Here is a 24025-nt window from a genome sequence, read left to right on the forward strand (position 1 = left end):
CATGAGTCTGCAAGCTCTGGGAATCACCAGCGGTTATCATCGCAACCGGCCAGTTCTCGAGAACGTCTCGCTCGAGATTCCGCCTGGGAAACTGATCGGCCTGACCGGGCCTTCGGGCACCGGAAAATCAACACTTGCAAGGATTCTCGCCTCACTGGACGCGCCGTGGTCAGGCGAAGTGCGGATCGACGGATCGCCCGTTGTGGGTACCAAATTCTCGGTACCCGCGGCACTGCGCGGCACGGTGTCCATGCTGTTTCAGTCACCTCGCGCATCAACCGACCCTCGGCAGACGCTCGCCTCGATCATCGGCCAACCCGGTGATATTGCCGGTAGGACAATCGATGTGGCCGCACTGGCAGCAGAAGTGGGCCTCACTCCCGATCTCTTGTCGCGCAGACCGCACCAGGTCAGCGACGGCCAACTGCAGCGAGCCTGCCTGGCGAGATCGCTGGCGCAACAACCGAAATACCTCATCTGCGACGAGGCGACGGCGATGCTCGACGCTGCCACGACGGCCGCGCTCGTTCGGCTGATCGAGAGTCGCGCCACCGAAACCGGCGTCGGCGTATTACTCATCAGCCATGATCGCGAATTACTCGACGCCTGCTGCGACCTGGTCCACGACCTCGACAGTATTAGCGCTTAGAGTGTGTTGCCAATCCTGATCAGGTAGTTCGCGGGCGAGTGTCAATGCACGTCGCGTTATGCGATTTCGGATGAGGTGTGGGTTGCGATCGGTCCGTTGTTCACGAAGGCGAAGGCGACCGGTCAACCGCCGGGAGATCGGCGCACGATGGTCGAGGCGACTGCGTGGCTGTTGCGGACGGGAGGCCCGTGGCGCGACGTGCCGGAGCGGTTCGGAACTGGACCACGCGCTACAAGAATTTCAACTCGGACTGAGATCGTCATTGCCGCCTGCACCAAAGAGGCGCTTACTGATCACACGGCGCCGTGAACGACACCGGTTTGCCGGTGGCGCGCGCATACGCGATCTCGCGGCGTGTGGACTCGCCGATGTATCCGCGTGGGTTGACGACCAGCACCCGATCAGCCAGGTCGATTTTGCGCAGGTGGAGCGCGTCGAGCAGTGCCTTCTGCCCAACAGAGATCGCCTCGTCCGCTTCACCCGGCGCGACGACGATCACGCCCGCGAACGTCAGGTCGCGGTTCGCCTCCCGCATCTCTTCAGCGAACCGCGCAGAGCCGCAAATACAGACAATCTCAGGTCGATCAGGCACGGTTCAGTCTCTCATCTGCCACCTCGAGCAACAGACCCCAGCCCGAACGAAATTGACCCTTGACTCGAACGAATGTTCGAGTATTCTTCGTGTAGGGGATCGGGGGATTCAATGAGTGTCTATCTGTCGGAAGTGGTTTCGGGTTCTGCGGTGGGGTTGCGCAAACGTCTGTGGCAGTTGTCTGCTGCGGAATTGCGTGATGGTGCTATCGAGGCGAGTGCGGAGATACTGCGCCTGGAAGCCGTTCGGGTGGCGGTGGTCGACGAGCTGTCGTTGCGTCCGGATGATCAGGTGATCGCCAGCCGCGGGGTGGGTTCCTGGTTGGCAGCGAACACGATGCTCCAGGTTCGGGACGGGAAGAAGATCGCCGCCCTCGGTGCAGCGCTGCGGCCGTTTCCGGCGGTGGCAGCTCGGTTCGATTGCGGGGACTGCTCGTTCGATCATGCTGTTTTGATCGTGGCGTTCTGCGAGTCACCACCGAAGGGAATGCCGGACGAGGCGATGCCTCGCTGCATCGATTTGTTGTTGGCTGCCGCCTCGGGAGTGGAAGCAACGACGACGAAGGTCCGATATGTGATCGCGACGTTGGAGCGCGTTTTCGAATCCGATGAGATTCCGCCCGCCGAAGATATCGACCGCAACGAACTCCGCATCGCGTCGACGCTGAATGGTCGAGTGGTGGTGCGTGGCGATTTCGATGCCCTCACCGGCGAAATGCTGTTGTCGGCGTTGTCGAATCTGACGATGCCGACCCCGGCACCCGATGGGACGCCGGATGCGCGGTCGGCGGCGAAGCGGACCGCGGACGGGTTCACCGAACTGATCCGCCGCTACCTGGACTGCGCCAAGACCGGCATGGATGGTGGTCAGCGGCCGCACGTGAACGTGCACATCAACGCCCGTGATCTGGCCGAGCACCGCGACTGCGCCGCATCTTCCGCTGCCACTGATGCCGACGAGGAAGACTCACCCGATCTAGATCTGTCGGATCTCGATGTCGGGCACATGCCCTGGCTCGGGCCACTGTCCGTCTCGCAGACCAGACTTCTCGGGTGCGACTGTTTCCTGGCCACTGTCCTACTCGACGATCACGGAGCGCCGCTCGATGCGAAACCCGGAAAAAGGTTGGTCACCGCCGAACAACGCGTCGCCCTGATCGCGAGAGATAAAGGCTGCGCGTTCCCCGGCTGCACGTGTGTGCCGGCGTGGACGGATGCGCACCATATCCGGCACTGGGCCAACGGCGGCCCGACGGTGATGAACAACCTGGTCTTGCTGTGCCGTTCGCATCACCGGTTGATGCACCACAAATCCGGGTTCGTCGGAAAATGGGAAATCAGGATCGGCGTCGACAACAAACCCTGGTTCATCCCACCGCCCTCGATCGACCCGCAGCGGCACCCGCGGCCGGCGAACACCACCTTCACAACCTGAGGACAAACCTCGGGCATACAACTTCACGCCAGGTCCGCATCGGAGGGAGCACCTCCGAAGCGGACCTGGCGTGCGTTCATGTTGGTCAGCCTGCAACCGTCAAGTCGTAGAGGGTCACTCCGTCCACCGTTGTGGCGGTGAAGTTTTCGGTCACCCACGTCGAGATGGCGGTAGCGGTGCCTTCAGCATTCATACCGCCACCCATCCCCCCGCCGGCAATGAAGAAGTGAATCTTGCCCTCTGCCACGTACTGCTGGAACTGCGCGAGCGTAGGGGACGGATCGCTCCCGTTGAAGCCTCCGATAGCCATGACCGGTGACTGCGTCGCAAGCTGATAGCCCGAGGCGCTGTTGGATCCTATTGCCGCGGCGACCCACGTGAACTGGTCGGAGTTCTCTTCGAGTGTGGACACGACCGCAGCTCCCGGTGTGCTGCCCTGAAGCAAACCACCGGCCGCCCCGCCGCCCATTGCCCCGCGTGTTCCGTCAGTGGTCGATGTGGTGCCGCCCGGAACCGTTGCACCCCCTGGTATCTGACCCATTCCCGCGGGCGGCACCCCCAGTGTCCCTGTCCCTGCCCCGGTACCGTCCGTCCGTCGGTTGCCGCCATCAGCCATGCCACCGAATCCGCCGAATCCTCCACGAACACCGCCGGGCCCGCCCATTCCACCTTCGACGCTCGGTCCGGCCGAAACTATGGAACCTGTGTGCGGGGTGTTGATCGTGTCGATCGCGTACGCAGTCGGACCCGCCAGACCGGTGAAGATCGCTGAGAGAATCACTGCCACAGCCAATCGACCTCGCGTCACTGCCGGGATCAGCACTGCTACAGCAGCGACGATGCCGACGACCAGAATCGCCCAGCGAAGCCACGGTACGAACGAAGGCGAGCGTCCGAGCAGTACCCACGCCACCGCAATGGTTGCGGCCAACGACACTGCCAGAACGATGCGAACCCAGAGAACGTCACGATGACGCCAAGCGAAGACGGATCCTGAACCGATCAGTGCGGCGATCGCCGGCGCCAACGCAACCGTGTAGTAAGCGTGGAAGATTCCCGCCATGAAACTGAAGGTCAGTCCGGTCACCAACAGCCACAGTCCCCAGACGATGAATGAAGCGCGCTGTGTGTCGACGCGCGGCGCCTTGCCCCGCAGCACGATTCCAGCCACCAGAAGGATCAGTGCGGCAGGAATCAGCCAGGCAATCTGGCCGCCCTGGGCAGATTCGAACAATCGGGTGATGCCGGTACTCCCCCACATTCCACCGCCTGCCCCGCCCCCTGGTGCCATACCTCCCGCTGCCATACCACCTGCGGCCTCGCCCATTCCGGGGAAACCACCGACAGCACCGGTCGCAGCGTCACCAGCACCGCGCATTCCGCCGCCGCCGACGCTTCCGGTCTCGTTTCCGCTCAGGCGTCCGAGTCCGTTGTAGCCGAGCGTCAGTTCGAGAATCGAGTTGTTCTGCGAACCACCGATCCACGGACGTGAGTCGGCCGGCCACAGTTCGACGATTGCCAACCACCATCCGGCGGAGACCATCAGCCCGCCCAGTGCAGCGAACAGTTGAAGTACCCGCTTACCCAGTTTCGGCGGACCGGCGATCAGGTAGGTGAGCGCCAGTGGCGGTACCACCAACATGACCTGTAATTGCTTTGTCAGGAAACCGAATCCACAGAAGACACCGACCAACACGAGCCAGCGGGTGCGACCATCCTGAACCGCGCGCATCATCGCCCACACCGCCGCGATCATCAGGAGCACCAGCAGGGCATCCGGGTTGTTGAACCGGAACATCAGCGCCGCGACGGGAGTGAGAGCAAGAACCAAACCGGCGAGGAGGCCGGCGGCCGCACCGAAGTACCGTCGCACCGTTCCCCACAACAGCGCTACCGACCCGACACCGAGCAGCGCCTGCGGCACCAACATCGCCCAGGAATTGAGTCCGAAGATGCGAACCGACAGCGACATCAACCACAGGGACATCGGCGGTTTGTCGACGGTGATCGAGTTGGCGGCGTCCGAGGATCCGAAGAAGAAGGCCTTCCAGGACACCGAACCTGCCTGTACCGCAGCGGCATAGAACGAGTTGGCCCAACCGGATGCGCCGAGACCCCAGATGTAGGCGACTCCGGTGCCCACCAACAGCACTCCGAGCGCCCACGGCTCCCAGCGCGCCTGACGTGGCGGTTCCGGTGCCGGGACCCGTGCGGCCAATCTCTCTGCAGTGGCGGTCATCGATTAGCTCCTACGGGTTGTGCGGTGCGAAACACCCAGCGCAGTGCGATGAATCGACTCACTGTGGCAACAAGGTTGGCAATGACGAGTACTGCAAGTTCGACGTGCTTGGACGCGTCAGGCGCCACAACGTCGAGGACGAACAACGATCCGCTGGTGAGCAGTAGACCGAACCCGAACACGAGTAGGCCCTGCATCTGGTGACGGGCGGATCCCTCCGGCCCGCGAATCCCGAAGGTGAAGGCTCGATTGGCGGCGGTATTGAACACTGCCGTCACCAGCAATGCGACGGCGTTGGCCCACTGCGCACCCATCACCGAGTGCAGTGCGAGGTAAAGCAGCGCATACGCGAGCGTCGAAACGACTCCCACCACGGCAAAGCGTGAGAGCTGCCCGACCATTCCTCGAGGAACTCCGGGAACCAGTGGTTCACGTCCGAAACTCGCCCTGAGCTCGGCCAGTGGGAGCGAGCCGGTCGACAGTGCTCGTCCGACGCGGACGACACCTTTGAGGTCGGCGACTGCCGTGGCGACGATGTCTACCCGACTGTCCGGGTCGTCCACCCAGTCGACGGGCACCTCGTGAATCCGCATGCCCGCTCGCTCGGCCAACACGAGCAGTTCGGTGTCGAAGAACCACCCGGTGTCCTCCACCAGCGGAAGTAGTTGCCGCGCAACATCGACGCGCATGGCTTTGAATCCGCACTGGGCGTCGGAGAAGCGAGCGTGCAGTGCGCTTCGGAGGATGAGGTTGTAGCTACGCGAGATGAACTCACGCTTGGGGCCGCGCACCACGCGCGACGACCGTGCCAGCCGGGAACCGATGGCGATGTCCGAGTGCCCGGAGAGCAGCGGAGCAATCAACGGCATCAGGGCGTTGAGGTCGGTGGAGAGGTCGACGTCCATGTATGCGACCACATCCGCGTCGGAGTCGCTCCACACCTTCCGCAACGCTCGGCCGCGACCCTTCGCGTCCAGGTGGACGACCCGGACGTCGTCGAATTCTTCGGCGAGGGAACGTGCGAGCGCCAACGTGCCGTCGACACTGGCGTTGTCCGCGATGGTAATTCGTGCAGAAAATGGCACCTGTGTGCGTAAATGCCGGCGCAGGCGCCGCACGCACGTCTCGAGGCCTGCCTCTTCGTTGTATACCGGGACGACCACGTCCAGTACTACAGTCGTCGCGGAAAGCTCCCCTGCGTCCGTGCTGCCCGCGGTCTGCATGGCTTCTGTCGTCATGCGTCCTAGATTTGTCGGGCCGGCTCCGACGAACCTGCGTCCAGCCTGGGAGTTTCCTGGCAACCGGACGCGGGCTAATCTCGGGGTATGCCTTCAGTCTTCAGCGCCATCATCAACGGGGATCTACCAGGACGTTTCGTGTGGGAGGACGACGACGTTGTCGCGTTCTTGACCATCGCACCGGTCACGCAAGGTCACGTGCTTGTCGTACCGCGCGCCGAGGTCGATCAGTGGCAGGACGTAGATCCTGACCTCTTTGCCAAGGTCACCGCGGTTGCACGCAACCTGGGTCAGGCCGTGAGGAAGGCGTTCGACGCACCTCGGGCCGGTCTCCTCATCGCAGGTCTGGAAGTTCCGCATCTTCACGTTCACGTCTTCCCCGCGTACGACATGGGCAACTTCGACATCAGCGGCGCCGACACTTCGCCGTCACCCGAATCTCTCGACGAGGCACAGACCAAACTCAAGTCGGCACTGCGCGACCTCGGCTTCGAGGCAAGCGTCTCGACTCGTTGATCGCGTACCTTCGACCGAATTTCGCTGGCCGATAACTGGACTCCCCGCCGCAGCCTCCCCCGGAGGTTGCGGCGGTCGCATTTGACGCTCCTACCGACCGTGACCTGCGATTGCACACCGAACAGTCCGTTTCGCGCTGTCGCGCGAGCACGAGTTTCGCTGCTACCGTGGGGCGCCGGTCCGGGACCTAGGGCCCTAAAACTAGTTCACGTGTTAACAGTCGGAGGACAAGGGAGCAATGCAGGAACGTGCCAAGATCAGTCGCCGACAGATTCTTCAAGGCGCTGCTGATCGGTTCGAAGTCACGGGGTACGGCAGCACGAGCATGAACGACATCGTGTCCGCGGCACGGATGACCAAGGGTGCGGTCTATTTTCACTTCTCGTCCAAAGACGAATTGGCCCAAGCCGTCATGGAAGAGCAACACCAGATCTCGATCTCGGCTTTCTCCGCGGTAGCCGCCACGGGCGCACCGGCACTCGAACAGCTCGTCATGGTGTGCCACGAGATGGGCCGCCAACTCGTCGCGGACTCGATTGTTCGTGCGGGAGTCCGGCTTAACCTCGAATTGGCCTCCGTCGACGGTTCGCAAGGCCCGTACCTCGCGTGGATCCGCGACCTTCGAAAACTGGCCGAGACCGCGAAGCTCGAAGGCGATATCCGCGAAGACGTGGAGCCGGAATCGGTGGGTCGCGTGGTGATCTCGGCGTTCACCGGCGTTCAGCTGGTATCGAACGTACTCACCCGACGAAGCGATTTGAACGATCGTATCGACGAGTTGTTCTCGTTGCTCTTGGCTGGTGTGGTCTCGGACAAGCGCCGCACCGAGGTCGCCGACCTGGTCGGATGCCGCCTCGAAACCTATGCGTCCTGACCCCGGAACACCCTGACAATCGATTGATTCGGCGTATCGGCACCGAACCGCGCGCCAACCTTCGTCGATTCGTACAAGACCCCCCGTCGTCGACTCACTATCGTCAGATCCACGAATAACCCAGATAGACGGATACCGACGAAAGGGCTTCTCGAATGACCGAAACCGCCACGTACGTTGAGAGCGCGCAGCAGGAGATCGCTGCTGTACTGGCCGAAGCGAAGACCGATGCGTTCGTCCACGCACGCGACATCGATTCGGGCGAAGAGTTCGGCTACGGCGCTGACGAGGGTGTCATCCTCGCCTCCGTTTTCAAGATTCCTGTCGTACTGCAGTACGCCCGCGAAGTTGCGGCCGGCACCCTTGATCCGACCGAGCACGCCACCGTGACCGCCGAGTTCCGCTCCGGTGGCATCGGTATCGGCGGTTGCGCCGACGACGTCACGGCCAGTTGGCGAGATCTCGCTCTGCTCATGATGAGCTTCAGCGACAACGCCGCCACCGATTTCCTGTACGAGCGTCTCGGACTCGACAACATCGTCGCGACGCTGCGTGGGCTCGGTTTGGAGAAGACCAACTTGGTTCGTGACTGCCGCGGTCTGTTCAAATCGGTCTACGACGACCTCGGCGTCGACAAGGGCACCTTGCTGGAAATGCCCCCGATCGAAATTCTCCGGACAATTTCCGTCATGGATCCGGCTCGCTCCAACTCCAGCACTCCTCGTGAGATCACAATGTTGCTGGCTGCAATCTGGAAGGACGAAGCAGGGCCCGCCTCAGCCTGTGAAGAAGTCCGAACGATCATGAGTAAGCAGGTCTGGCCACACCGACTTTCGTCCGGGTTCCCCGACGAGGTCACCGTCGCCGCCAAGACCGGAACGCTGGGATTGGTACGAAACGAAGCCGGTGTCGTGGCGTACCCCGACGGCAAGCGTTACGCCGTCGGCGTCTTCACCAAGTCCCACGAACTCACGCATCGCGCCCCGAAGATCGACGCCTCGATCGGAACCGTCGGCCGCATCGCCGTCGAAGCACTCCGCAACAGCTGAGCAGTACCCGCTGACAGCTGAGCAGTACCCGCTGACAAAAGTGCGGGTCGCGCTGAGAAATCAGCACGACCCGCACTTTTCGGCTTTCGAGCTAGCGCGGACCGCGCAGACGAAGGTGCACCATCAAGCGGAACCGGACGTTGGGATCGTCGAGATCCAACGCGGCCATACCCTTGAGCTTACTGAGCCGATACCGAAAGGTATTGGGGTGCACGTGCAATGACGCTGCAGCGTCACCGACATCGCCGAAGGCATTGAGCCACGCATCGAGAGTGTCGACGAACGAGGTCGCATGAGCAGCATCGTGGCTGGCGATCGCCTCGATGGGCCCCAGGTCCGAAAAGCCTTCGGCTGCGGCTTCCGACGCAATCTCCAGCAGAATGGCGTCGACGTGGACGCTGCTGAAAGTGGCGACGCTGCCCGACGCTCGTCCCGCCAACAACACTTCGAGGGCATGTTCGGCGTCACGCTTCGATCGGCTCAACTGTGCCGGCCTGGTCACGACCCGACCGATTCCGATGATCGTGTCGCCGGACGCTCCGGTACGGTCCAGAAAATCCGAAGCCACACGGAACGCCTGCAGTTCGGCTTCGGCCGGGGAATGCCCGCGAACGGACAGCACTGCGTAGCCGGTCCCGTTGACCAAGGCAGCCGCCGACTGTGAGTGGACGGCGCCGAGGTGCATGGCCAGAGCGTCGGTCAGTCGCACCACGTGGGCGGCGTCATCGGGTTTCGACGAACCTTCGAAAGACCTTCGGCCCAAAGCCATTACGAGTGCCGGGCCGGTTCCGAGACCGAGGCGGTTCATCGCGTCGACCGCACCGGTCCCACCGTCGAGAAGGGTTGCGATCAGGTCTGCGCGCAGTCGACGTTCGGCGTCCGCGCCGCCGCGCAAACGCAACATCTGCAGCGCGATCAACCCTGCCGAATCGCGCAAGGCTCGCATCCGGTCCTCGGACATCGGCTCACCGGTTGCCACCCACATGGAGCCGAGGAACTCGTCGCCGGCCCGGATGGACACGGCGATACGACCCATTTTCGTACCGAGGGTCTCGGCCGAGACCCACACCGGATCGTCGCTGCGATAGAGCCGGTCGAAAACCCCTGCTTCTTCGAGCACCCGAATGTACTGGTCAGGAACTTGCCGCTCCAAGACGGTCGCGATACGTGGACCGTCGCCTTCTTCCTGGCGGCCTGAGAAGGCGATGACCCGCGAGCTTCGGTCCTCGATCGTGATCGGCGCGTCCAGCAGCGCACTGACGGCGTTGGCGAAGGCGAACAGATCGCCCGCCGGACCACCCCCGCGTGAATGGATGTGCCCGACTTCGTTCCGTGCCGAGAGCACCGAATGAAGCAGACTTGTCAGCTGAACCCACGAGACTCCGCGGGCCAACGTCAACACGACGACGCCCGAGGACATGATGGATTCGCGGTCTGCGTCGCTGACCTCGGTGGTCACTCGCGCGACCACCACTCGCACTCCGCGCTCGGCCAGGCCTGCGACGGACTCCGCGATACGTTCACCGCCGGTGATGCCGACCAGCAGCACCATGGAGTCGGGCGTCGAGGGCGAGTCGTCGTCGGGGTCGTGAATGACCACCGAAGCGATCTCCTCGACCGCCTCCGGGTCACCGACAACCGGATTCAGCACCGTAGTTCCCACGTCTTCGAGAAGCCGCACCAAACTGATGCGAGGTCGTACGGTGCCCACGTCTATCACTCCTTCGTCCTGTGAACGAAGTGTGTCATAGTGATTCGTCAAAACCGATCCATGCCGATCCATTCGACCGACGTGGTAATCGCTTCGAGCAGGTCAGGGATCGGTTCGACGCCGATACCCGGTCCTTCCGGGACCTTCACGTAACCGTTGTCGAGAACGAACGGCTCGGTGATGTCTTCGGCGAAGTACCGGTCGGAAGCCGACGTATCGCCTGGTAGGACAAATCCGGGGAGCGCGGCAAGAGCAATGTTGGCGGCTCGACCGATTCCGGTCTCGAGCATTCCGCCGCACCACACGGCAATTCCGTTGGCCTTGCAGACGTCGTGGATACGGCGCGATTCGAGATAGCCGCCGACACGTCCCGGTTTGATGTTCACCACGCTGCACGCACCGATGGCCAATGCGTCGGCGGTGACCTTGGCGGAGGTGATCGACTCGTCGAGGCAGACCGGCGTCCGCATCATCTCGGCCAGCCTGGCATGGCCGCGTAGTTCCTCTTCGGGAAGCGGCTGCTCGATCAGCAGGAGGTCGAAGTCGTCGAGCCGCTGGAGATGGCGCGCGTCAGCCAGGGTGTACGCGGTGTTCGCGTCGACTTGGAGGAGTACGTTTTCGCCGAACTGCTCGCGGACCGCGCGAACCGGCTCGATGTCCCAGCCCGGTTCGATCTTCAGTTTGATCCGAAGGTATCCGGCGTCGAGGAAGCCGCCTACCTCCTCGAGCAGTTCGTCGATCGAGTTCTTGATACCCACCGAGACACCGGCCGGTACGCGATCGACTACTGCGCCGAGGTACGAAGACATGCTCGTCCCGCAGGCGCGCAACTCGGCGTCGAGGAAAGCGGTTTCCAAGGCCGCTTTGGCCATCGGGTGTCCGGCGAACTGTTCCATCGCGGCGCTCAGTGCGTGCACGTCGGGATCGGTGAGTTCGCCCAGAGACGGGATCAGGAACTTGCGAAGTACTTCGGCGGCGCCGTCCGTGTATTCGGAGCAGTAGCGAGGCTCGGACATCGCTACGCACTCGCCCCAGCCCTCCGACTCGGAGGTGACGACCTTGACGAACAGCACGTCCTTGGTGGTCTCCGTGCCGAACGAGGTCCGGAACGGCGCCTTCAACGGCAGTGCTGCCCGGCGTAATTCAACTCCGTCGATCTTCACGAGGTAACCTCCGCTGTTGTCCTGCCTGCCTGTGTTCCCGGCGCACGGTCCAGGACATACTTTCCGGTCCTGGTGACAGCGAGAACCACTCCGTTCTCGGCGAGCACACCGCCGAGAGTCTCGCGGACTGCCAGACGCCAGTCGTTCGCTGCCGCCGGATCCGACTTACGTAGTGCGTACACGTCATTCGGTGTAGCCACCGTGACGAAACGATTCTTCGTCGACTTCAACACGGGCAGGCCGGCTTCGGAGATGGACAACAGTTCGCTGGCTCCCAACGACTCGGGAGTCGGGACCTCTCCCGAACCGGCGACGACGTCGGAAACCTTGCTGCTACCGATTTCCCAGTCGATCAGCAACCGGTCGCTGTCTGCGCCGCCGTTGAGACTGTCGTTCATCGGCGCGTAGAAACGCGGCAGATACTGGATCGGGAACGCACCGAGTTTCGAGACGTTGAAGTAGGCATTGCGCGCGACGAGCGGGTCGAAAGTCCACCGCACGTGGAGAATTCCCCGTTCCAGTGCCCATGCTCGCTGGAACAGTTTCAACGCGAGGCCGATGTGCCCGTTCTGCACGTTCGGGAGGATCCCCGTGATGTGTGAATGCAACGAACGATGTTGCGGTTCCTCGAAGAATGCGACCGAGCCGCCGATCAGATCTCCGCCACGAAAAGCGCCGGCGACGTAGTTACCGGAGTGCGCGAGCGCTTTCATCATGTCCCGATGGACGGGAGGGTTACCGCTCTCCGGCTGCCATACCTTCTCGAACAGACCGAATACCTGTTCCAACTCGGCATGTCCGGTGACGGTTTCGATAGTCACACATGCAAGCAGAGCGGCCTGCTCGGCCTGGCTGATAGCTTGCCGCATCCGTGAAGGCGATACACCTCCGAATGGTTGAACGGTCTTGCGTTGGACATTGTTCGGCGACGTCATCGTCACAGTCCTCCCTCCAGGATTCGAGTCACCAGACCGGCCAACAAGGTGGCGCGCGGGATCATCTGATCTATCTCTACGTGTTCTGTCGCTGCGTGGGCACCACCGCCGACGGCGCCGAGGCCGTCCAACGTGGGAGTTCCGACTGCGGCAGTGAAGTTTCCGTCCGAGGCGCCGCCCACAGCGCAGTCGCGAAGCATTCCCAGCCCGTTCTCGCTGCTGACCTGGTGAGCGAGAAAGTACAGCTTCTCCGACGACACGGACTCCAAGGGCCCACGGTTGGGTCCTCCGGACACCGAAATTCGACCTTCGGCAAGCACCGGCGTCAGTGCGCGGATCGAACGATCGATGCGTTCCTGTTCCTTCGCCGACCACATGCGAACGTCACACCACAGTTTCGCTTGCGCTGCAACGGTATTGGTGGTGGTACCGCCACTGATCACGGACGGCACCACCGACGTTCCCGCCGACGGGTCCGCGAGCTCCACCACGGCCTGAATCTGATGTGCGAGTTCCACGACAGCGTTCACGCCTCGCTCCGGTTCCAGTCCGGCGTGTGCTGCGCGTCCTTCGATGTCGACGCAGTACAGCGACATTCCCTTGCGCGCTGTCTTCACCGCGCCGTCGGCCGCGGCTTCGAGGACCAGCACCGCGTCGACCTGACGTGCTTGGTCCTCGATCAGTGCGCGCGAGGTCGGGGAGCCGATTTCCTCGTCGGAATTGAGGAGCACGACCACCCCGTCCAGCGACGGAAGAGACGCCAACGCATGGAAGAGCTGGACGATGCCGGCCTTCATGTCGAAGACTCCGGGTCCGGTGGCGATGTTGTCGGTGACCGACCACGGCAACTCCGCGAGCGTTCCGAGCGGCCAGACGGTGTCGAAATGGCCCAGAAGCATCACCTTCGGCTCCGCGCCGAACGACCAGCGCAAGTGCTGGCGACCGTCGATGCGGATACGTTCGGGAGCGCTTCCAAGATGACGTTCGCCGATTTCGGCCACCACGTCCGCACATGCATCGACTGCGCCGAGATCGGAACTGGGCGACTCGGCGGTTACCAACGCCGCCAGGTCCGCCACCATTGATTTCTTGTCCACTCCGACGCTCTCCTGTCACCGACTTGCAACTTCGCAGTCAAGCTTGGTCGAAGCGACCCTGTCGGATCTTGTCCAAGACTCCTGTCCTTCGGGCTCGGATTCGTCGTGTGTCACGAACAGCTGGGTGTAACAAGCAGGTGCGTCAGGTTCCGATCTCGGTTCGGGCGGCAAACAGCTCGGGGAAGAAGCTCAACTCCAGCGCACGTTGCAAGAACCCGGCACCGCCACTCGAACCGCCGGTCCCCTTCTTCATGCCGATCACTCGCAGCACGGTCCGAAGGTGCCGGAACCGCCACAGCTGAAAGCTCTCCTCGAGGTCGACCAACTCCTCGAACGCCTCGTACGCGGTCCAGTGCTGCTCGACGTTCTCGTAGATTGCCTTGACCAGCGGAATCAGTTCGTCGTTTCGCACGTAGGGCGCGCTGACATCTCGCTCGAGAGCCGACGCCGGAACGTCGTAACCTTGCCTGGACAAGTACCGCCAGAACTCGTCGTACAGTGTCGGCTCCCCGAGCAGGGTCTCCAACAATCGATGGGCGGACGGATCCGATTCGAACACCTTCAGCATGCCCGCGTTCTTGTTTCCGAGCACGAATTCCACGGCGCGGTACTGGTACGACTGGAATCCCGAGGAGTTGCCGAGAACGCCCCTGAACTCCGCATACTCCGCCGGTGTCAGTGTCGCCAGCACGGACCACTGTTCGGTGAGAGTGGCCTGGATGTGTTTGACGCGTGCGATCCGCTTGAATGCGACGCGGATGTCGTCGGCAACGATCGCCGCTCTGGCCGCCCGTATCTCGTGGAGAAACAGCTTGAGCCACAACTCGCTGGTCTGGTGCTGAATGATGAACAGAAGTTCGTCATGGTGTTCGGGCTCGCTCACCGGGTGCTGCGAATCCAGAAGGGTGTCGAGTCCGAGGTAGGCCCCGTAACTCATCTTCTCGGAAAAATCGGTGACGACGTCGTCTTCGATCTTTCGTGTGCCGTCAGTTGCCGACATCTTCGGTCTCCTTCTCAGAATTTCGCCGGGGTCTGCGGAACGATCATGGCCACCAATGCGGCAGCGCTCGTCGCTCCGACCAGGACTCCGAATGCAGCCATGTACGAGAACTGGTCCACCATCCATCCCATCACGAGCGGAGTGATGAAACCGGCGAACTGACCACACCCGTTGATCAAACCCATTCCGGAACCGAGGAATTCGGAGGGAAGCGCCCGCAACGGCATCGCGAAGATCGACATCGAGCACAGACCGCTGATGCCGAGAGCCAAGGTCTCGTAGAACGTGAACATCGCGACGGTGTCAGCAGTCGTCATCAGGAACAACAGGACGGCCGACGTGGCCATACACGGAACCAGAAGAATCCGAGCCCGGTCGTGGAAGTACTTGTCCACCAACCGCCCGCCCACAATCGTGGCCAGCGCCGTGACGATGAAGGGGATCGCGGCAAAGATTCCCGTGTCGATCAGCGAGAGTCCCTTGTCGTTGAGCAGATAACTCGGCACCCAGGTCATCAGCCCGTACGCGGACATGTTGGCCAGACAGAACAGAATCGCGAACTTCCACACCGACGCGGACTTGAACACCGCGGCGCGAGAATGCTCACTCGCCAGGGGTTGCAGCGCAGCCTCCGGATCTTCCGAGATTTCGGTGTCCAACGGCGCCGGCAGCACCAACCACACCACCGTGCCGATCACGGCGCCGACGATCGCCACCAGCCAGAACGCGTCACGCCACCCCACGGCCATGAGGACCGGCGCGATGATCAGCGGTGCGATGCCGGGGCCGAGGTTGTTGGCGCCGAGCATGAAACCCATCGCGGTCGCTCTGGTTTTCGGACGCGTCCGCTCAGCCAAAGCCTTGAACGACGCCGCCGGAAAGAGCCCCTGGCTGATGCCGAACATCGCACGCATGACCATCAACGAGATGAGCCCCCACGCGAACCCTGTCAATGCTGTGAACACCGACCACAGGATCAAAGCAACGATCAACAGCGGCCTGGGTCCGAAGCGGTCGGCCAACATTCCGCCGGGAACCTGCCCGAGCATGTAGAAGATCGCGAAGACCGAGACCACGCCACCCAACTGCGTACTGCTGAGCGAGAATTCGTCGCCGATCATCGGAAGCGCAAGCCCGATCATGACGCGATCCACCATGTCGATCAACCAGATAGTACTGAGCAGCCCCACCGTAACGGTGGTCGTGCGACGAATCGACTTGTTGTCCATCATGTTTCGAACCGAACCGTCGACCCGCGATGATTCTTCCACTGTGACGCGTTCCGCCTTCATCAAGCCTCCCGAATTGTCTTGTGCCGCATGGACTGGAACATTGAAAGACTGATGAAGTGTGACAGCGAACACGTCTACCGCATTGGTCCGTTTCACCAATACCCGAAGCAACGTTTGGTTGTTCGGAACATGTTCTGCCCCAGGAGATGACAAATGCCGCCGACGCACACGGCGTCGGCGGCATTTCGCGATAGAGTCGCTACTTCATTACGTGCGATTGGCGACTGCGATAATCGTCGAGACACCTGCGGCTGCAAGCCGAGCATTGACAGTGATCAGACCGAGAATGTCGTCTACGCTACCGAGCGTGTGCGAAATCGTGCGGTCCGAAATCCGTCGCGAGCCGGGAACAGCCTCGGCGAGTTCGGCTCCCGTCGTGGTGGGGTGAACGATCTCGAGGGTCCATTCGTCACGCAGCTCGACCGGCTTCAGTGTGTCGGCCTTGCGCACTGCACGCTCGGCGCCTGCTCGGATCTGCTCGCACGCCAGCGAAGGCGGCAGCGAATTGGTTGCCGACCATCCGTGCGCCTTCTTGACCTCGACGGTCTCGGTTGTCGGCGAGGCCGCATCCACCAGGCCACAGATGATGTCGTCACCCGTCACCAACCCGACGGGAACGCCCTGCGTGGCGGCATAGAGGGTGTTGACGTCGGTCTCGGAGACGGACTTACCGTCGAGGCGGACGTCGGCGAACAAGCTCGAGAACGTGTGCGCCAGAACGCCGGGGCCGCCGGCAGGTGCGTGGTAGCCGACAAACAGTGCGACGTCGTGATCGGACGTCAGCCCCTCCGCCATGCACTGCATCTTCGGTGTTCCGAAGATCAGACGCGCCCGCGGATCCAGGTCTGCGTGAAGCAGGTTGTCCATCGTTCCGTGGCTGTCGTTGACCAGGACGCTCGTCGCACCGGCGTCGAACGCACCCGCGATCGCAGCGTTGGTCTCGGCGGTCATGAGCATCTGCGCACGGTGGTAGCCGCCACCGCCACGGATCGTCTGATCGAGCGTCGCGATACCCGCGATACCCTCCATGTCCACCGAAATATAGACGTGCATTTCCTGTCCTCCATCGATCTCAATCGGCCGAATTGATAACTTCGCTTTCACCTTCACACTCGGCTGCATTCGTTTCTTGTCCGGTCGAACGGTGAGTCGGCCTCCATTTGGGACGTTCACACCAGATTCCGCTACCCGAGCCGTGAAACCATCGGGACATTCGCCGGGCCAGGCGGTTCGACCAACGACAGGAGTGCAGCGCTGATGCAGGTCCACGACATCGTGTTCACCGGCGGCCGCGTCGTCGATCCCGCATCGGGGACCGACGAGGTTCGGGGTATCGCGATCACCGGCGGCAAGGTCTCCGCGTGGGGTCACGACGCGATCGAAGCCCGGCAGACGATCGACGTGACCGGTCAGGTGATCTGCCCCGGATTCATCGACCTGCACAGCCACGGGCAGGAAATCGCCGAGCAGCGACTTCAAGCGTTGGACGGAGTCACGACGGCCCTCGAACTGGAGGCCGGCGTCATTCCCGTCGCGAAAGCATATGCGCGAGCCGGTGCCGAGGGACGCCCGATCAACTACGGCTACGCGACGTCGTGGGCGCACGCCCGAATGATCGAGCTCTCGGGAGCCGATCCCGACGGCGACATCAGGACTCTCCTGCACCATCTCGGTTCCCCGAGCTGGCAGGGCGAGCCCACCGCCTCCCAGCGTGCACACATTCTCGAACTCCTCGAAAACGATCTGGCCGCAGGCGCTCTCGGCATCGGCGTCGTCGTCGGGTACGCCCCGAAATCCGATCCGGTGGAGTACTTGCAGGTGGCGGATCTCGCGGCCCGAGCCGGTGTCCCCACCTACACCCATGCGCGCCCGCTCATCTCGGCCGATCCGTCGAGCCCGGTGGACGGCGCCGTCGAAATCGCCCGTGCAGCAGCCGAAACCGGTGCACACATGCACTACTGCCACGTCAACAGCACCTCGGGGATGCACGTCGACCACGCGCTGTCGGTGGTGGCGCAGGTCCAAGCAGCCGGATCACGCGTCACGACGGAGGCGTATCCGTACGGTTCCGGGTCGACGGCCGTCGGAGCTGCGTTTCTCGATCCGGACAAGCTGCACCTGATGAATCTGACACCACGGTCGCTGACATTCGTGCCCACCGGTGAACGTATCGCGGACCGCAAACAGCTCGAACACCTTCGGGCCACCGACCCCGGTGGGCTGGTACTGGTGGAGTTCCTCGACGAAAACGACACCGTGCAGCGCGAATTCCTCGAACGGGCGATGACTTTCGACCGCGCCGCCATCGCGAGCGACGCGATGCCACTGACCTGGCCCGGCCGTACACCCGCCGATGCTTTGCAGTGGCCATTGCCCGAAAAAGCACTCGGTCATCCCCGCGGCGCCGGCACCTACGCACGCGCGATTCGTACGCTGTATCGCGAGCGTCAACTGCTGTCGTTGTCGGAGATCATCGCGCGCTGCTCGTTGATCCCCGCGCAGATCCTCGAGGAGTCGGTTCCCTCGATGGCGACGAAAGGTCGGATCAGCCCCGGTAGCGACGCCGACATCCTCGTTTTCGATCCCGAGCGGATCACCGACAACGCCACCTACATCGACGGCACCCGTCCCTCCAGCGGAATCAGCCGCGTGCTGGTCGGCGGAGTACCCGTCGTCGAAGGCGGTGTCGTGGTCGAGGACGCGCTGCCCGGTCGCCCGGTACGCCGCTCGTAGCCGAATCACGTTCTGACCTGCATAGTTCTGACAGAAAGTCACCACACATGAACACATCGTCTGCAATCAACGGCACAATCGATGCCATGACGGATTTCGCGAACCCCCCGATCGGTTGGCAGCACAAGGCCTTCGGCACCGACCTCGAAGGTCGCGACGGTTCAGACCTCGAGCCGCTGGGGATCTCGGCACTCGACGGCAACCTCCTGCTGCCGGTGATGACACTCAACCGTGCAGCGATCGCGCACAACATCGACCTCATGGCGCAGTTCTGCTCCGATCACGATGTGGACCTGGCGCCCCACGCGAAGACCACGATGAGCCCCGAACTGGTTCGTCGGCAACTCGACGCCGGGGCATGGGCTATGACGGCGGCAACCGTTGCGCAGGCACGCATCCTGCGTGAGTTCGGTGTGGACACCATCGTCATCGCCAGCCAGGTTCTCGATCCCGCCGGCATTCGGTGGATCTGCGACGCCCAGGCCACCGATCCCGATTTCTTCGTCACCACCCTCGTCGACTCCGTCGAGAGCGTCCGGTTGATGGAACAGTTGATCGCGAAAGTCTCACCGGCCAGCCGTATCCGGGTTCTCGTCGAGTTGGGCTACGACAGCGGGCGCGCCGGCGCTCGCACGGTCGAGCAGGCACTCGATGTTGCACGCGCAGCGTCGCAGGCTCCTTCGTTGATTCTCACCGGAGTCGAGGGGTTCGAGGGCATGATGCCAGGAGCCTCGGTAGCCGCCCGCCGTATCTCCGTCGATTCGTATCTCAAATCCGCGCGGGTGTTCACGGAAATCTGTGTGGCCGAGAACCTGTTCGAGAACAACTCCGCGAAGGCTCCCCGGCCGCTGGTCACTTTCGGCGGCAGTGCATTTCACGATCTAGTGGTGCGCGAACTGGCCGGGCGGTGGGCACTCGACAACGGCGTACGCGTCGTACTGCGCAGTGGTTGTTACATCACCCATGATCACGGTCTCTATGCCGAGACTTCGCCGTGGGCGGACGGTCCGCGAACTCTGCAGGGAGCCGCAGAAGTCTGGGGTGTCGTGCTGTCGATTCCGGAACCCGGCCGCGCGATCCTGGGTTTCGGGCGTCGCGATGTCGGTTCCGACGCAGGCTTTCCCATCGTCCTGTGGCACCGACGCGACGGATCCAACCGCTCGGCGCGAGAACTGACCATCACCGCGCTCAACGACCAGCACGCGTACGTCGACGTTCCGGCTGACTTCGACGTGACCGTCGGCGATCTGCTCGGTTGCGGAATCTCGCATCCGTGCACCACTTTCGACAAGTGGTCACTGATTCCCGAGGTCGACTCGGAATACCGCGTCGTCGGCACGGTGCACACCTACTTCTGAGAAACAGCTCCCTTAAGTCCTCGTCAGTCGTCCTTCGGGTCACGCGGCAATTCGACGCGGAACGTCGTTCCCAGCCCGAGGGCCGTCTCGACGCCGACGGTTCCGTCGTGCGCTGCAACCAAAGCCGAGACGATGGACAGGCCGAGACCGGCGCCCCCGGTCTCGCGGGTGCGAGAGGTGTCCGCGCGATAGAAACGCTCGAAGATACGCGCGGCATCCTCGTCACTCAAACCCTGACCGGTATCCGAAACTTCGACCACCGCGGAGTTCTCGGTCGTACCGACACGAACGGTGACCTGCGCATCGGGCGGCGTGTGTTTGATCGCGTTGCCCACCAGATTGGCGACGACCTGACGCAGTCTGGCCTCGTCACCGTGCACCTCGGGCAGCCCTGGGCCGCCGGTCATCTGAAGTTTGACAGTTCGATCCGGTGCAATCGCACGCGCCGCCTGCACCGAATCAGCCGCAACTGCAAGCAGATCCACCGGCTTGTTCTCGAGCGGTCGCTGTTCGTCGAGCCTGGCCAACATGAGCAGATCCTCGACCAGAAGTCCCATCCTCGACGCCTCGCCCTCGATCCGGTTCATCAGCGTTTCCGTATCGGTCATGGCCCCTTGGCGATACAACTCGGCGAATCCACGAATAGTCGTCAAGGGTGTGCGCAACTCGTGGCTCGCGTCGCCGACAAATCTACGCATCTTCTCCTCGGAACGCCGTGCTGATTCCTCCGAAGCCTCGGTCGCCGCAAATGCGTGTTGAATCTGCGCGAGCATTCCGTTGAGCGCCACGGACAGTCGGCCGACCTCGGTGCGGTCGTCACGCTCCGGAACGCGGCGATGAAGGTCGCCGGCGGCAATGGCAGCGGCAGTTTCCTCCACCTCGACCAGCGGACGAAGGCTCCGACGAACCACGAAATACGCTCCGCCGCCCAGGATCAGCAGGACAACCAGGCCGATGCCGAGTTGCAGACCGACCAAGTCGTCGACGGTCTGCTCGTTATCCGTCAGTCGCACACCGATAGTCGTGGTCGTGCCGTCGCGGACCGTCGTGAGAACTCGCCAGTTCACGTCCGAACCGTCACTCGATCCGACGGTGATCGGGCCGTTGGTGGAATCTTTCGACAGGTCGGGTTCCGTGGTCGTCGACCTGTCGTTCAGAATGATCACCCGTCCGTCCGGGGTCACTGTCCGGACGAAGAAGGGGCTGGGTGGGCGGGTGCCCGGGCCGACGTCACTGGGCGGCTGTAGATCTCTGGTGTGCGGCTTCGCCCAACCGTCGACCGCCTCGTACAGCGTTTTGTCGGTCCGCTGGGTCAGCGAATTCTCGAGAGCAGAAGTGACCGCCACGCCCGACGCCAACAAACCCAGCGCGGCCAACACCAGCAAAGCTGCAACCAGTGTGAAGCGCAGCGGCAGTGAATGGAGACGGAAACGACCCCGCTTCGGAAGCTGATCGTTTTCCGCGGCGGCGATCATTGCCGCGGTTCACGCATCACGTAGCCGACCCCACGCAATGTGTGAATCAGCGGTGTCTCCCCCGTATCCACCTTGCGACGCAGGTAGGACACGTAGGACTCGACAACTCCGACCTCCCCGCCGAAGTCGTAGTTCCAGACGTGGTCGAGAATCCGCGGCTTGCTGAGGACCGTCCCGGCGTTGACCATGAAGTAACGAAGCAGTGTGAACTCGGTGGGTGAGAGTGCGACCAGTTCGCCCTTCTTCCAGACCTCACGGGTGTCGTCGTCGAGTTCGATGTCGGCGAACTTCACGCGCGGCGACTGCTCCGGCGCGACACCGCGACCGGCACGGCGCAGGATGACCCGCAACCTCGTCACGACCTCTTCGAGGCTGAACGGCTTGGTGACGTAGTCGTCCGCGCCGAGGGTCAGACCACTGATCTTGTCGTCAAGCGAATCCTTCGCCGTCAGAAACAGGACCGGCGCGTCCACGCCGTCGGCGCGGAGGCGTCGAAGCAGACCGAAGCCGTCCATCCCGGGCATCATGACGTCGAGAACAATCGCGTCGGGACGGAAAGTACGTGCGACGTCCAGGCCTTGGGCGCCGCTCGAAGCAGTTGCCACCTCGAAACCCTGGAACCGGAGGCTCACGGAGAGCAACTCCACGATGGTGGGTTCGTCGTCTACGACGAGGATGCGGGCTTCAGGGGTCTTGTCGGTCACGAGAACCATCTTCTCCCTTGGCACTGGAATCCCGCTGTATGTTCCCTGGGAGCTTCCTGTGAACGGCCGAGTGCAGGTGAAAAGCTGAGTGCAGGTGAAAAGCTGGGGCGCAGGGCCCACGAACCGGAAGGACGCGGCATGTCACTGCCTCCACTGTGGAACAGAGACTGCTTGACCTGGCGCATTCCTCTGTTCACCAACAACACCGATCCCGGCGAGGATCCCGGCTTCGCGCCACCGGAGTCTTGGGCACAAGCCCTTGCTGCTGTTGCCCAAGATCTGCGTTGTCTGCGATTCGGGCCTGAAGTGGTTGTCGATCGTCTGATCTGGGAATTTTCGATCAACAGCGACTACAACGTCACGATCGGCTGGCAAGGCGCACGCGACATCGGCGGATTCAGCCACTTCGACGCAATGCCGATGGACGACGCAATGCCGATGGACGACGCAATATCGATGGACACTGCATTCGCGGACGCTGCGGTGTGGGTCGCCGATATCGTTCAGACCAAATTGGCCGGCTACGACTTCGTCCAGTGGCCGAGCCGAGGGCGCCATCTGCTTGTTCCTCGACGTCGAGACGGGGAACCGGTGTGGATGGATCCGCACGGTGACGTGACGGTCGGTCGCATCGGAGAGTTGTGCAAAAATGCGACCAACTATGCAGCAACCTAGCTCAGTTCAAATCGCTCAGCTCTATGGTCCGGTGGCGTCTGCGTTGGTCGGCGGCGTGGTGGCCGCATACGCAGTGGCCGAGTCGCGAGTGGACGACTTCTCGTTCTCCGACGACGGCGTTACCTCGGTGGTGATCACGCCGCAGTGGGCGGGAGCAACCGCCGCGGTAGTTGCCGCGGTCGGCGTTGCGCTACTGCATCGCTGGGGACGTGGCGGATTCGCGAGTGTCTTCGCTGCGGCCGGCGCCCTCGCCATCGCGCTACCGACCTTCGTTTCGATCTCCGCCCAAATGTCGGTGACTCTGAATGCAGTCGGGGCCGGCGCTTTCCTCGCGGCGGCGGCATTTCCGGCGAAGGGGCACCGCGGAGCACAAATCGCTCTCGCACTCGGGGTGATCACGACGACCCTGTACTTCGGCGCCGCGGACTTGTGGCGCGATCGCGTCGCGCGATGGTCACTCACACTTCCAGGTGATACCTATCCCGTGCCGTCCACGGTTCCCGTCTGGATTCTGCTCGCTGCAACTCTTCTCGTGGGCGGGGTCGCTTCAGTCGCACGCTCAGAGCAGGCACCGGACGACGTCGACACACGCCTGGTGACGCTGGGAGTTGTTCTGCCTCTGGCATTCTCGGCTCTCTATGTGTGGTTGGGCTCGCCGTCGACATCACATGGGTTCTGGTTGACTGCAGTGGGGATCGCGGTTGCCGCAACCGTCGCACTGGCTTGGCAGTTGCCCCCACTCGACGGTCGTTTCATACTCGTCGGACTGGCAGTCAGCGCGGTTTCGGTCGGCACGATCCGCTTTTCGTCCGACTGGACTTGGGCGATACCCGCGAGCGCTGCTGCCCTGGCGCTGGGCGTCGTCGTCGGCTGGAAAAGGCCGATGCCCCAACTCGGGCTGGGACTACTTGCCGTGACCACACTCTCGGGACTGCTGGGTGCCGCCCCGACCATGGTTGCCCACATCCTCGTCCTCCCGCTTGCGCTGGGACTGGCCGTCGCGTCATGCGTGCCTGTTGCGGTCGGAGCAGTTTCGAGCGGGGCCGTACTGCCCTTCGCTCTTACGTTGTTCTCGGTTTCAGCGACCTTCTTGGACCCGGCCGCGCAGGAATTCGGGTGGTCGAACGGTCCGTTCGCCGAACACGGCCCTGCCACGGTGAACACGTCGATTCCACTGGCCGTTCTCGCCGCGACGGCGACGATCGTGGTGGCCATGACGACCATCCATCTGAAGAGAGTTCGAACGGCGGTGGTGACCTAAATCGCCAGCTGATCGGGTCGGAACGCAGAA

General features: G+C 62.7%; 22 protein-coding genes. 10 read left to right on the plus strand and 12 right to left on the minus strand.

All coding sequences use genetic code 11. From position 1 onward, the window contains the following. Position 1: 1 nt before the first annotated feature. Both ABWI03_RS11815 and ABWI03_RS11820 read left to right on the plus strand, forming a co-directional pair. Positions 2 to 649, plus strand: coding sequence for an ABC transporter ATP-binding protein (locus ABWI03_RS11815; RefSeq protein WP_298779336.1), 648 nt, complete (start codon positions 2 to 4; stop codon positions 647 to 649). A gap of 75 nt (positions 650 to 724) precedes the next feature. Beyond that, positions 725 to 958 (plus strand): transposase, encoded by a 234-nt coding sequence (locus ABWI03_RS11820; RefSeq protein WP_353798725.1) that lies wholly within the window; start codon positions 725 to 727, stop codon positions 956 to 958. Here the strand turns inward: ABWI03_RS11820 and ABWI03_RS11825 are convergent. After that, the gene (locus tag ABWI03_RS11825; RefSeq protein WP_235171355.1) at positions 936 to 1184 is read right to left on the minus strand and encodes a hypothetical protein; all 249 of its coding nucleotides are present in this window, start codon (positions 1182 to 1184) and stop codon (positions 936 to 938) included. The two genes, ABWI03_RS11820 and ABWI03_RS11825, sit on opposite strands and share 23 nt — an antisense overlap. A 168-nt stretch (positions 1185 to 1352) precedes the next feature. Here ABWI03_RS11825 and ABWI03_RS11830 point away from each other — a divergent pair, with 168 nt between their 5' ends. Next, positions 1353 to 2675, plus strand: a complete 1323-nt coding sequence (locus ABWI03_RS11830) for an HNH endonuclease signature motif containing protein (RefSeq protein ID WP_298779332.1) — start codon at positions 1353 to 1355, stop codon at positions 2673 to 2675. Between the two features lie 85 nt (positions 2676 to 2760). Here ABWI03_RS11830 and ABWI03_RS11835 read toward each other — a convergent pair whose 3' ends face one another. Both ABWI03_RS11835 and ABWI03_RS11840 read right to left on the minus strand, forming a co-directional pair. Further along, complete coding sequence (locus tag ABWI03_RS11835) at positions 2761 to 4914, minus strand: glycosyltransferase family 39 protein (protein ID WP_298779330.1); 2154 nt, start codon at positions 4912 to 4914, stop codon at positions 2761 to 2763. Beyond that, entirely contained in the window at positions 4911 to 6152 is a 1242-nt protein-coding gene (locus ABWI03_RS11840) for a bifunctional glycosyltransferase family 2/GtrA family protein (RefSeq protein WP_372580871.1), read from the minus strand. The genes ABWI03_RS11835 and ABWI03_RS11840 overlap by 4 nt, the downstream gene beginning before the upstream one ends. Positions 6153 to 6239: 87 nt before the next feature. On the opposite strand from ABWI03_RS11840, the gene ABWI03_RS11845 reads away from it, so the two are divergent. The 3 genes from ABWI03_RS11845 to ABWI03_RS11855 all read left to right on the plus strand — a co-directional run bounded on the left by ABWI03_RS11845 (position 6240) and on the right by ABWI03_RS11855 (position 8591). After that, on the plus strand, positions 6240 to 6668 hold the full coding sequence (locus tag ABWI03_RS11845; protein ID WP_298779328.1) for an HIT family protein: 429 nt from the start codon (positions 6240 to 6242) through the stop codon (positions 6666 to 6668). 238 nt (positions 6669 to 6906) lie between these two features. After that, positions 6907 to 7542, plus strand: a complete 636-nt coding sequence (locus tag ABWI03_RS11850) for a ScbR family autoregulator-binding transcription factor (RefSeq protein ID WP_166811533.1) — start codon at positions 6907 to 6909, stop codon at positions 7540 to 7542. A gap of 155 nt (positions 7543 to 7697) precedes the next feature. Further along, on the plus strand, positions 7698 to 8591 hold the full coding sequence (locus ABWI03_RS11855) for a serine hydrolase (RefSeq protein ID WP_124568800.1): 894 nt from the start codon (positions 7698 to 7700) through the stop codon (positions 8589 to 8591). A 91-nt stretch (positions 8592 to 8682) separates the two neighbouring features. On the opposite strand, the gene ABWI03_RS11860 is transcribed toward ABWI03_RS11855, so the two are convergent. From ABWI03_RS11860 to ABWI03_RS11890, 7 genes are all read right to left on the minus strand, one after another. Continuing rightward, complete coding sequence (locus ABWI03_RS11860) at positions 8683 to 10302, minus strand: PucR family transcriptional regulator (protein ID WP_095971487.1); 1620 nt, start codon at positions 10300 to 10302, stop codon at positions 8683 to 8685. Positions 10303 to 10349: 47 nt separating this feature from the next. Then, positions 10350 to 11465, minus strand: coding sequence for an o-succinylbenzoate synthase (gene menC / locus ABWI03_RS11865; RefSeq protein WP_298779322.1), 1116 nt, complete (start codon positions 11463 to 11465; stop codon positions 10350 to 10352). Beyond that, on the minus strand, positions 11462 to 12334 hold the full coding sequence (locus ABWI03_RS11870) for a GNAT family N-acetyltransferase (RefSeq protein ID WP_234036676.1): 873 nt from the start codon (positions 12332 to 12334) through the stop codon (positions 11462 to 11464). Before ABWI03_RS11870 ends, menC begins: the two co-directional genes overlap by 4 nt. Before the next feature lie 68 nt (positions 12335 to 12402). Continuing rightward, entirely contained in the window at positions 12403 to 13497 is a 1095-nt protein-coding gene (locus ABWI03_RS11875; RefSeq protein ID WP_298779319.1) for a M20 family metallopeptidase, read from the minus strand. Positions 13498 to 13639: 142 nt separating this feature from the next. Further along, on the minus strand, positions 13640 to 14497 hold the full coding sequence (locus ABWI03_RS11880; protein WP_124568804.1) for a tryptophan 2,3-dioxygenase: 858 nt from the start codon (positions 14495 to 14497) through the stop codon (positions 13640 to 13642). A gap of 14 nt (positions 14498 to 14511) precedes the next feature. Next, on the minus strand, positions 14512 to 15789 hold the full coding sequence (locus ABWI03_RS11885; RefSeq protein WP_235171349.1) for an MFS transporter: 1278 nt from the start codon (positions 15787 to 15789) through the stop codon (positions 14512 to 14514). Positions 15790 to 15996: 207 nt separating this feature from the next. Further along, entirely contained in the window at positions 15997 to 16842 is an 846-nt protein-coding gene (locus ABWI03_RS11890; protein ID WP_050655401.1) for a M55 family metallopeptidase, read from the minus strand. 204 nt (positions 16843 to 17046) lie between these two features. On the opposite strand from ABWI03_RS11890, the gene ABWI03_RS11895 reads away from it, so the two are divergent. Together ABWI03_RS11895 and ABWI03_RS11900 are read left to right on the plus strand one after the other, a co-directional pair. Next, complete coding sequence (locus tag ABWI03_RS11895; protein WP_124568805.1) at positions 17047 to 18522, plus strand: amidohydrolase family protein; 1476 nt, start codon at positions 17047 to 17049, stop codon at positions 18520 to 18522. 47 nt (positions 18523 to 18569) lie between these two features. Then, positions 18570 to 19880: an alanine racemase gene (locus ABWI03_RS11900; RefSeq protein WP_283376605.1), complete on the plus strand. Its 1311-nt coding sequence runs from the start codon at positions 18570 to 18572 to the stop codon at positions 19878 to 19880. A 23-nt stretch (positions 19881 to 19903) separates the two neighbouring features. Here the strand turns inward: ABWI03_RS11900 and ABWI03_RS11905 are convergent, their stop codons facing one another. Both ABWI03_RS11905 and ABWI03_RS11910 read right to left on the minus strand, forming a co-directional pair. Next, on the minus strand, positions 19904 to 21355 hold the full coding sequence (locus tag ABWI03_RS11905; protein ID WP_283376604.1) for a sensor histidine kinase: 1452 nt from the start codon (positions 21353 to 21355) through the stop codon (positions 19904 to 19906). Then, entirely contained in the window at positions 21352 to 22068 is a 717-nt protein-coding gene (locus ABWI03_RS11910; protein ID WP_007734368.1) for a response regulator transcription factor, read from the minus strand. The genes ABWI03_RS11905 and ABWI03_RS11910 overlap by 4 nt, the downstream gene beginning before the upstream one ends. A gap of 129 nt (positions 22069 to 22197) precedes the next feature. Between ABWI03_RS11910 and ABWI03_RS11915 the strand changes: the two genes are divergently transcribed. Both ABWI03_RS11915 and ABWI03_RS11920 read left to right on the plus strand, forming a co-directional pair. Continuing rightward, entirely contained in the window at positions 22198 to 22734 is a 537-nt protein-coding gene (locus tag ABWI03_RS11915) for a hypothetical protein (protein ID WP_283376603.1), read from the plus strand. 31 nt (positions 22735 to 22765) lie between these two features. Next, complete coding sequence (locus ABWI03_RS11920; RefSeq protein WP_298779312.1) at positions 22766 to 23995, plus strand: hypothetical protein; 1230 nt, start codon at positions 22766 to 22768, stop codon at positions 23993 to 23995. Positions 23996 to 24025: the final 30 nt, after the last annotated feature.

It is taken from the genome of Rhodococcus baikonurensis (genome assembly GCF_040489275.1).
GTDB lineage: Bacteria > Actinomycetota > Actinomycetes > Mycobacteriales > Mycobacteriaceae > Rhodococcus_F > Rhodococcus_F baikonurensis.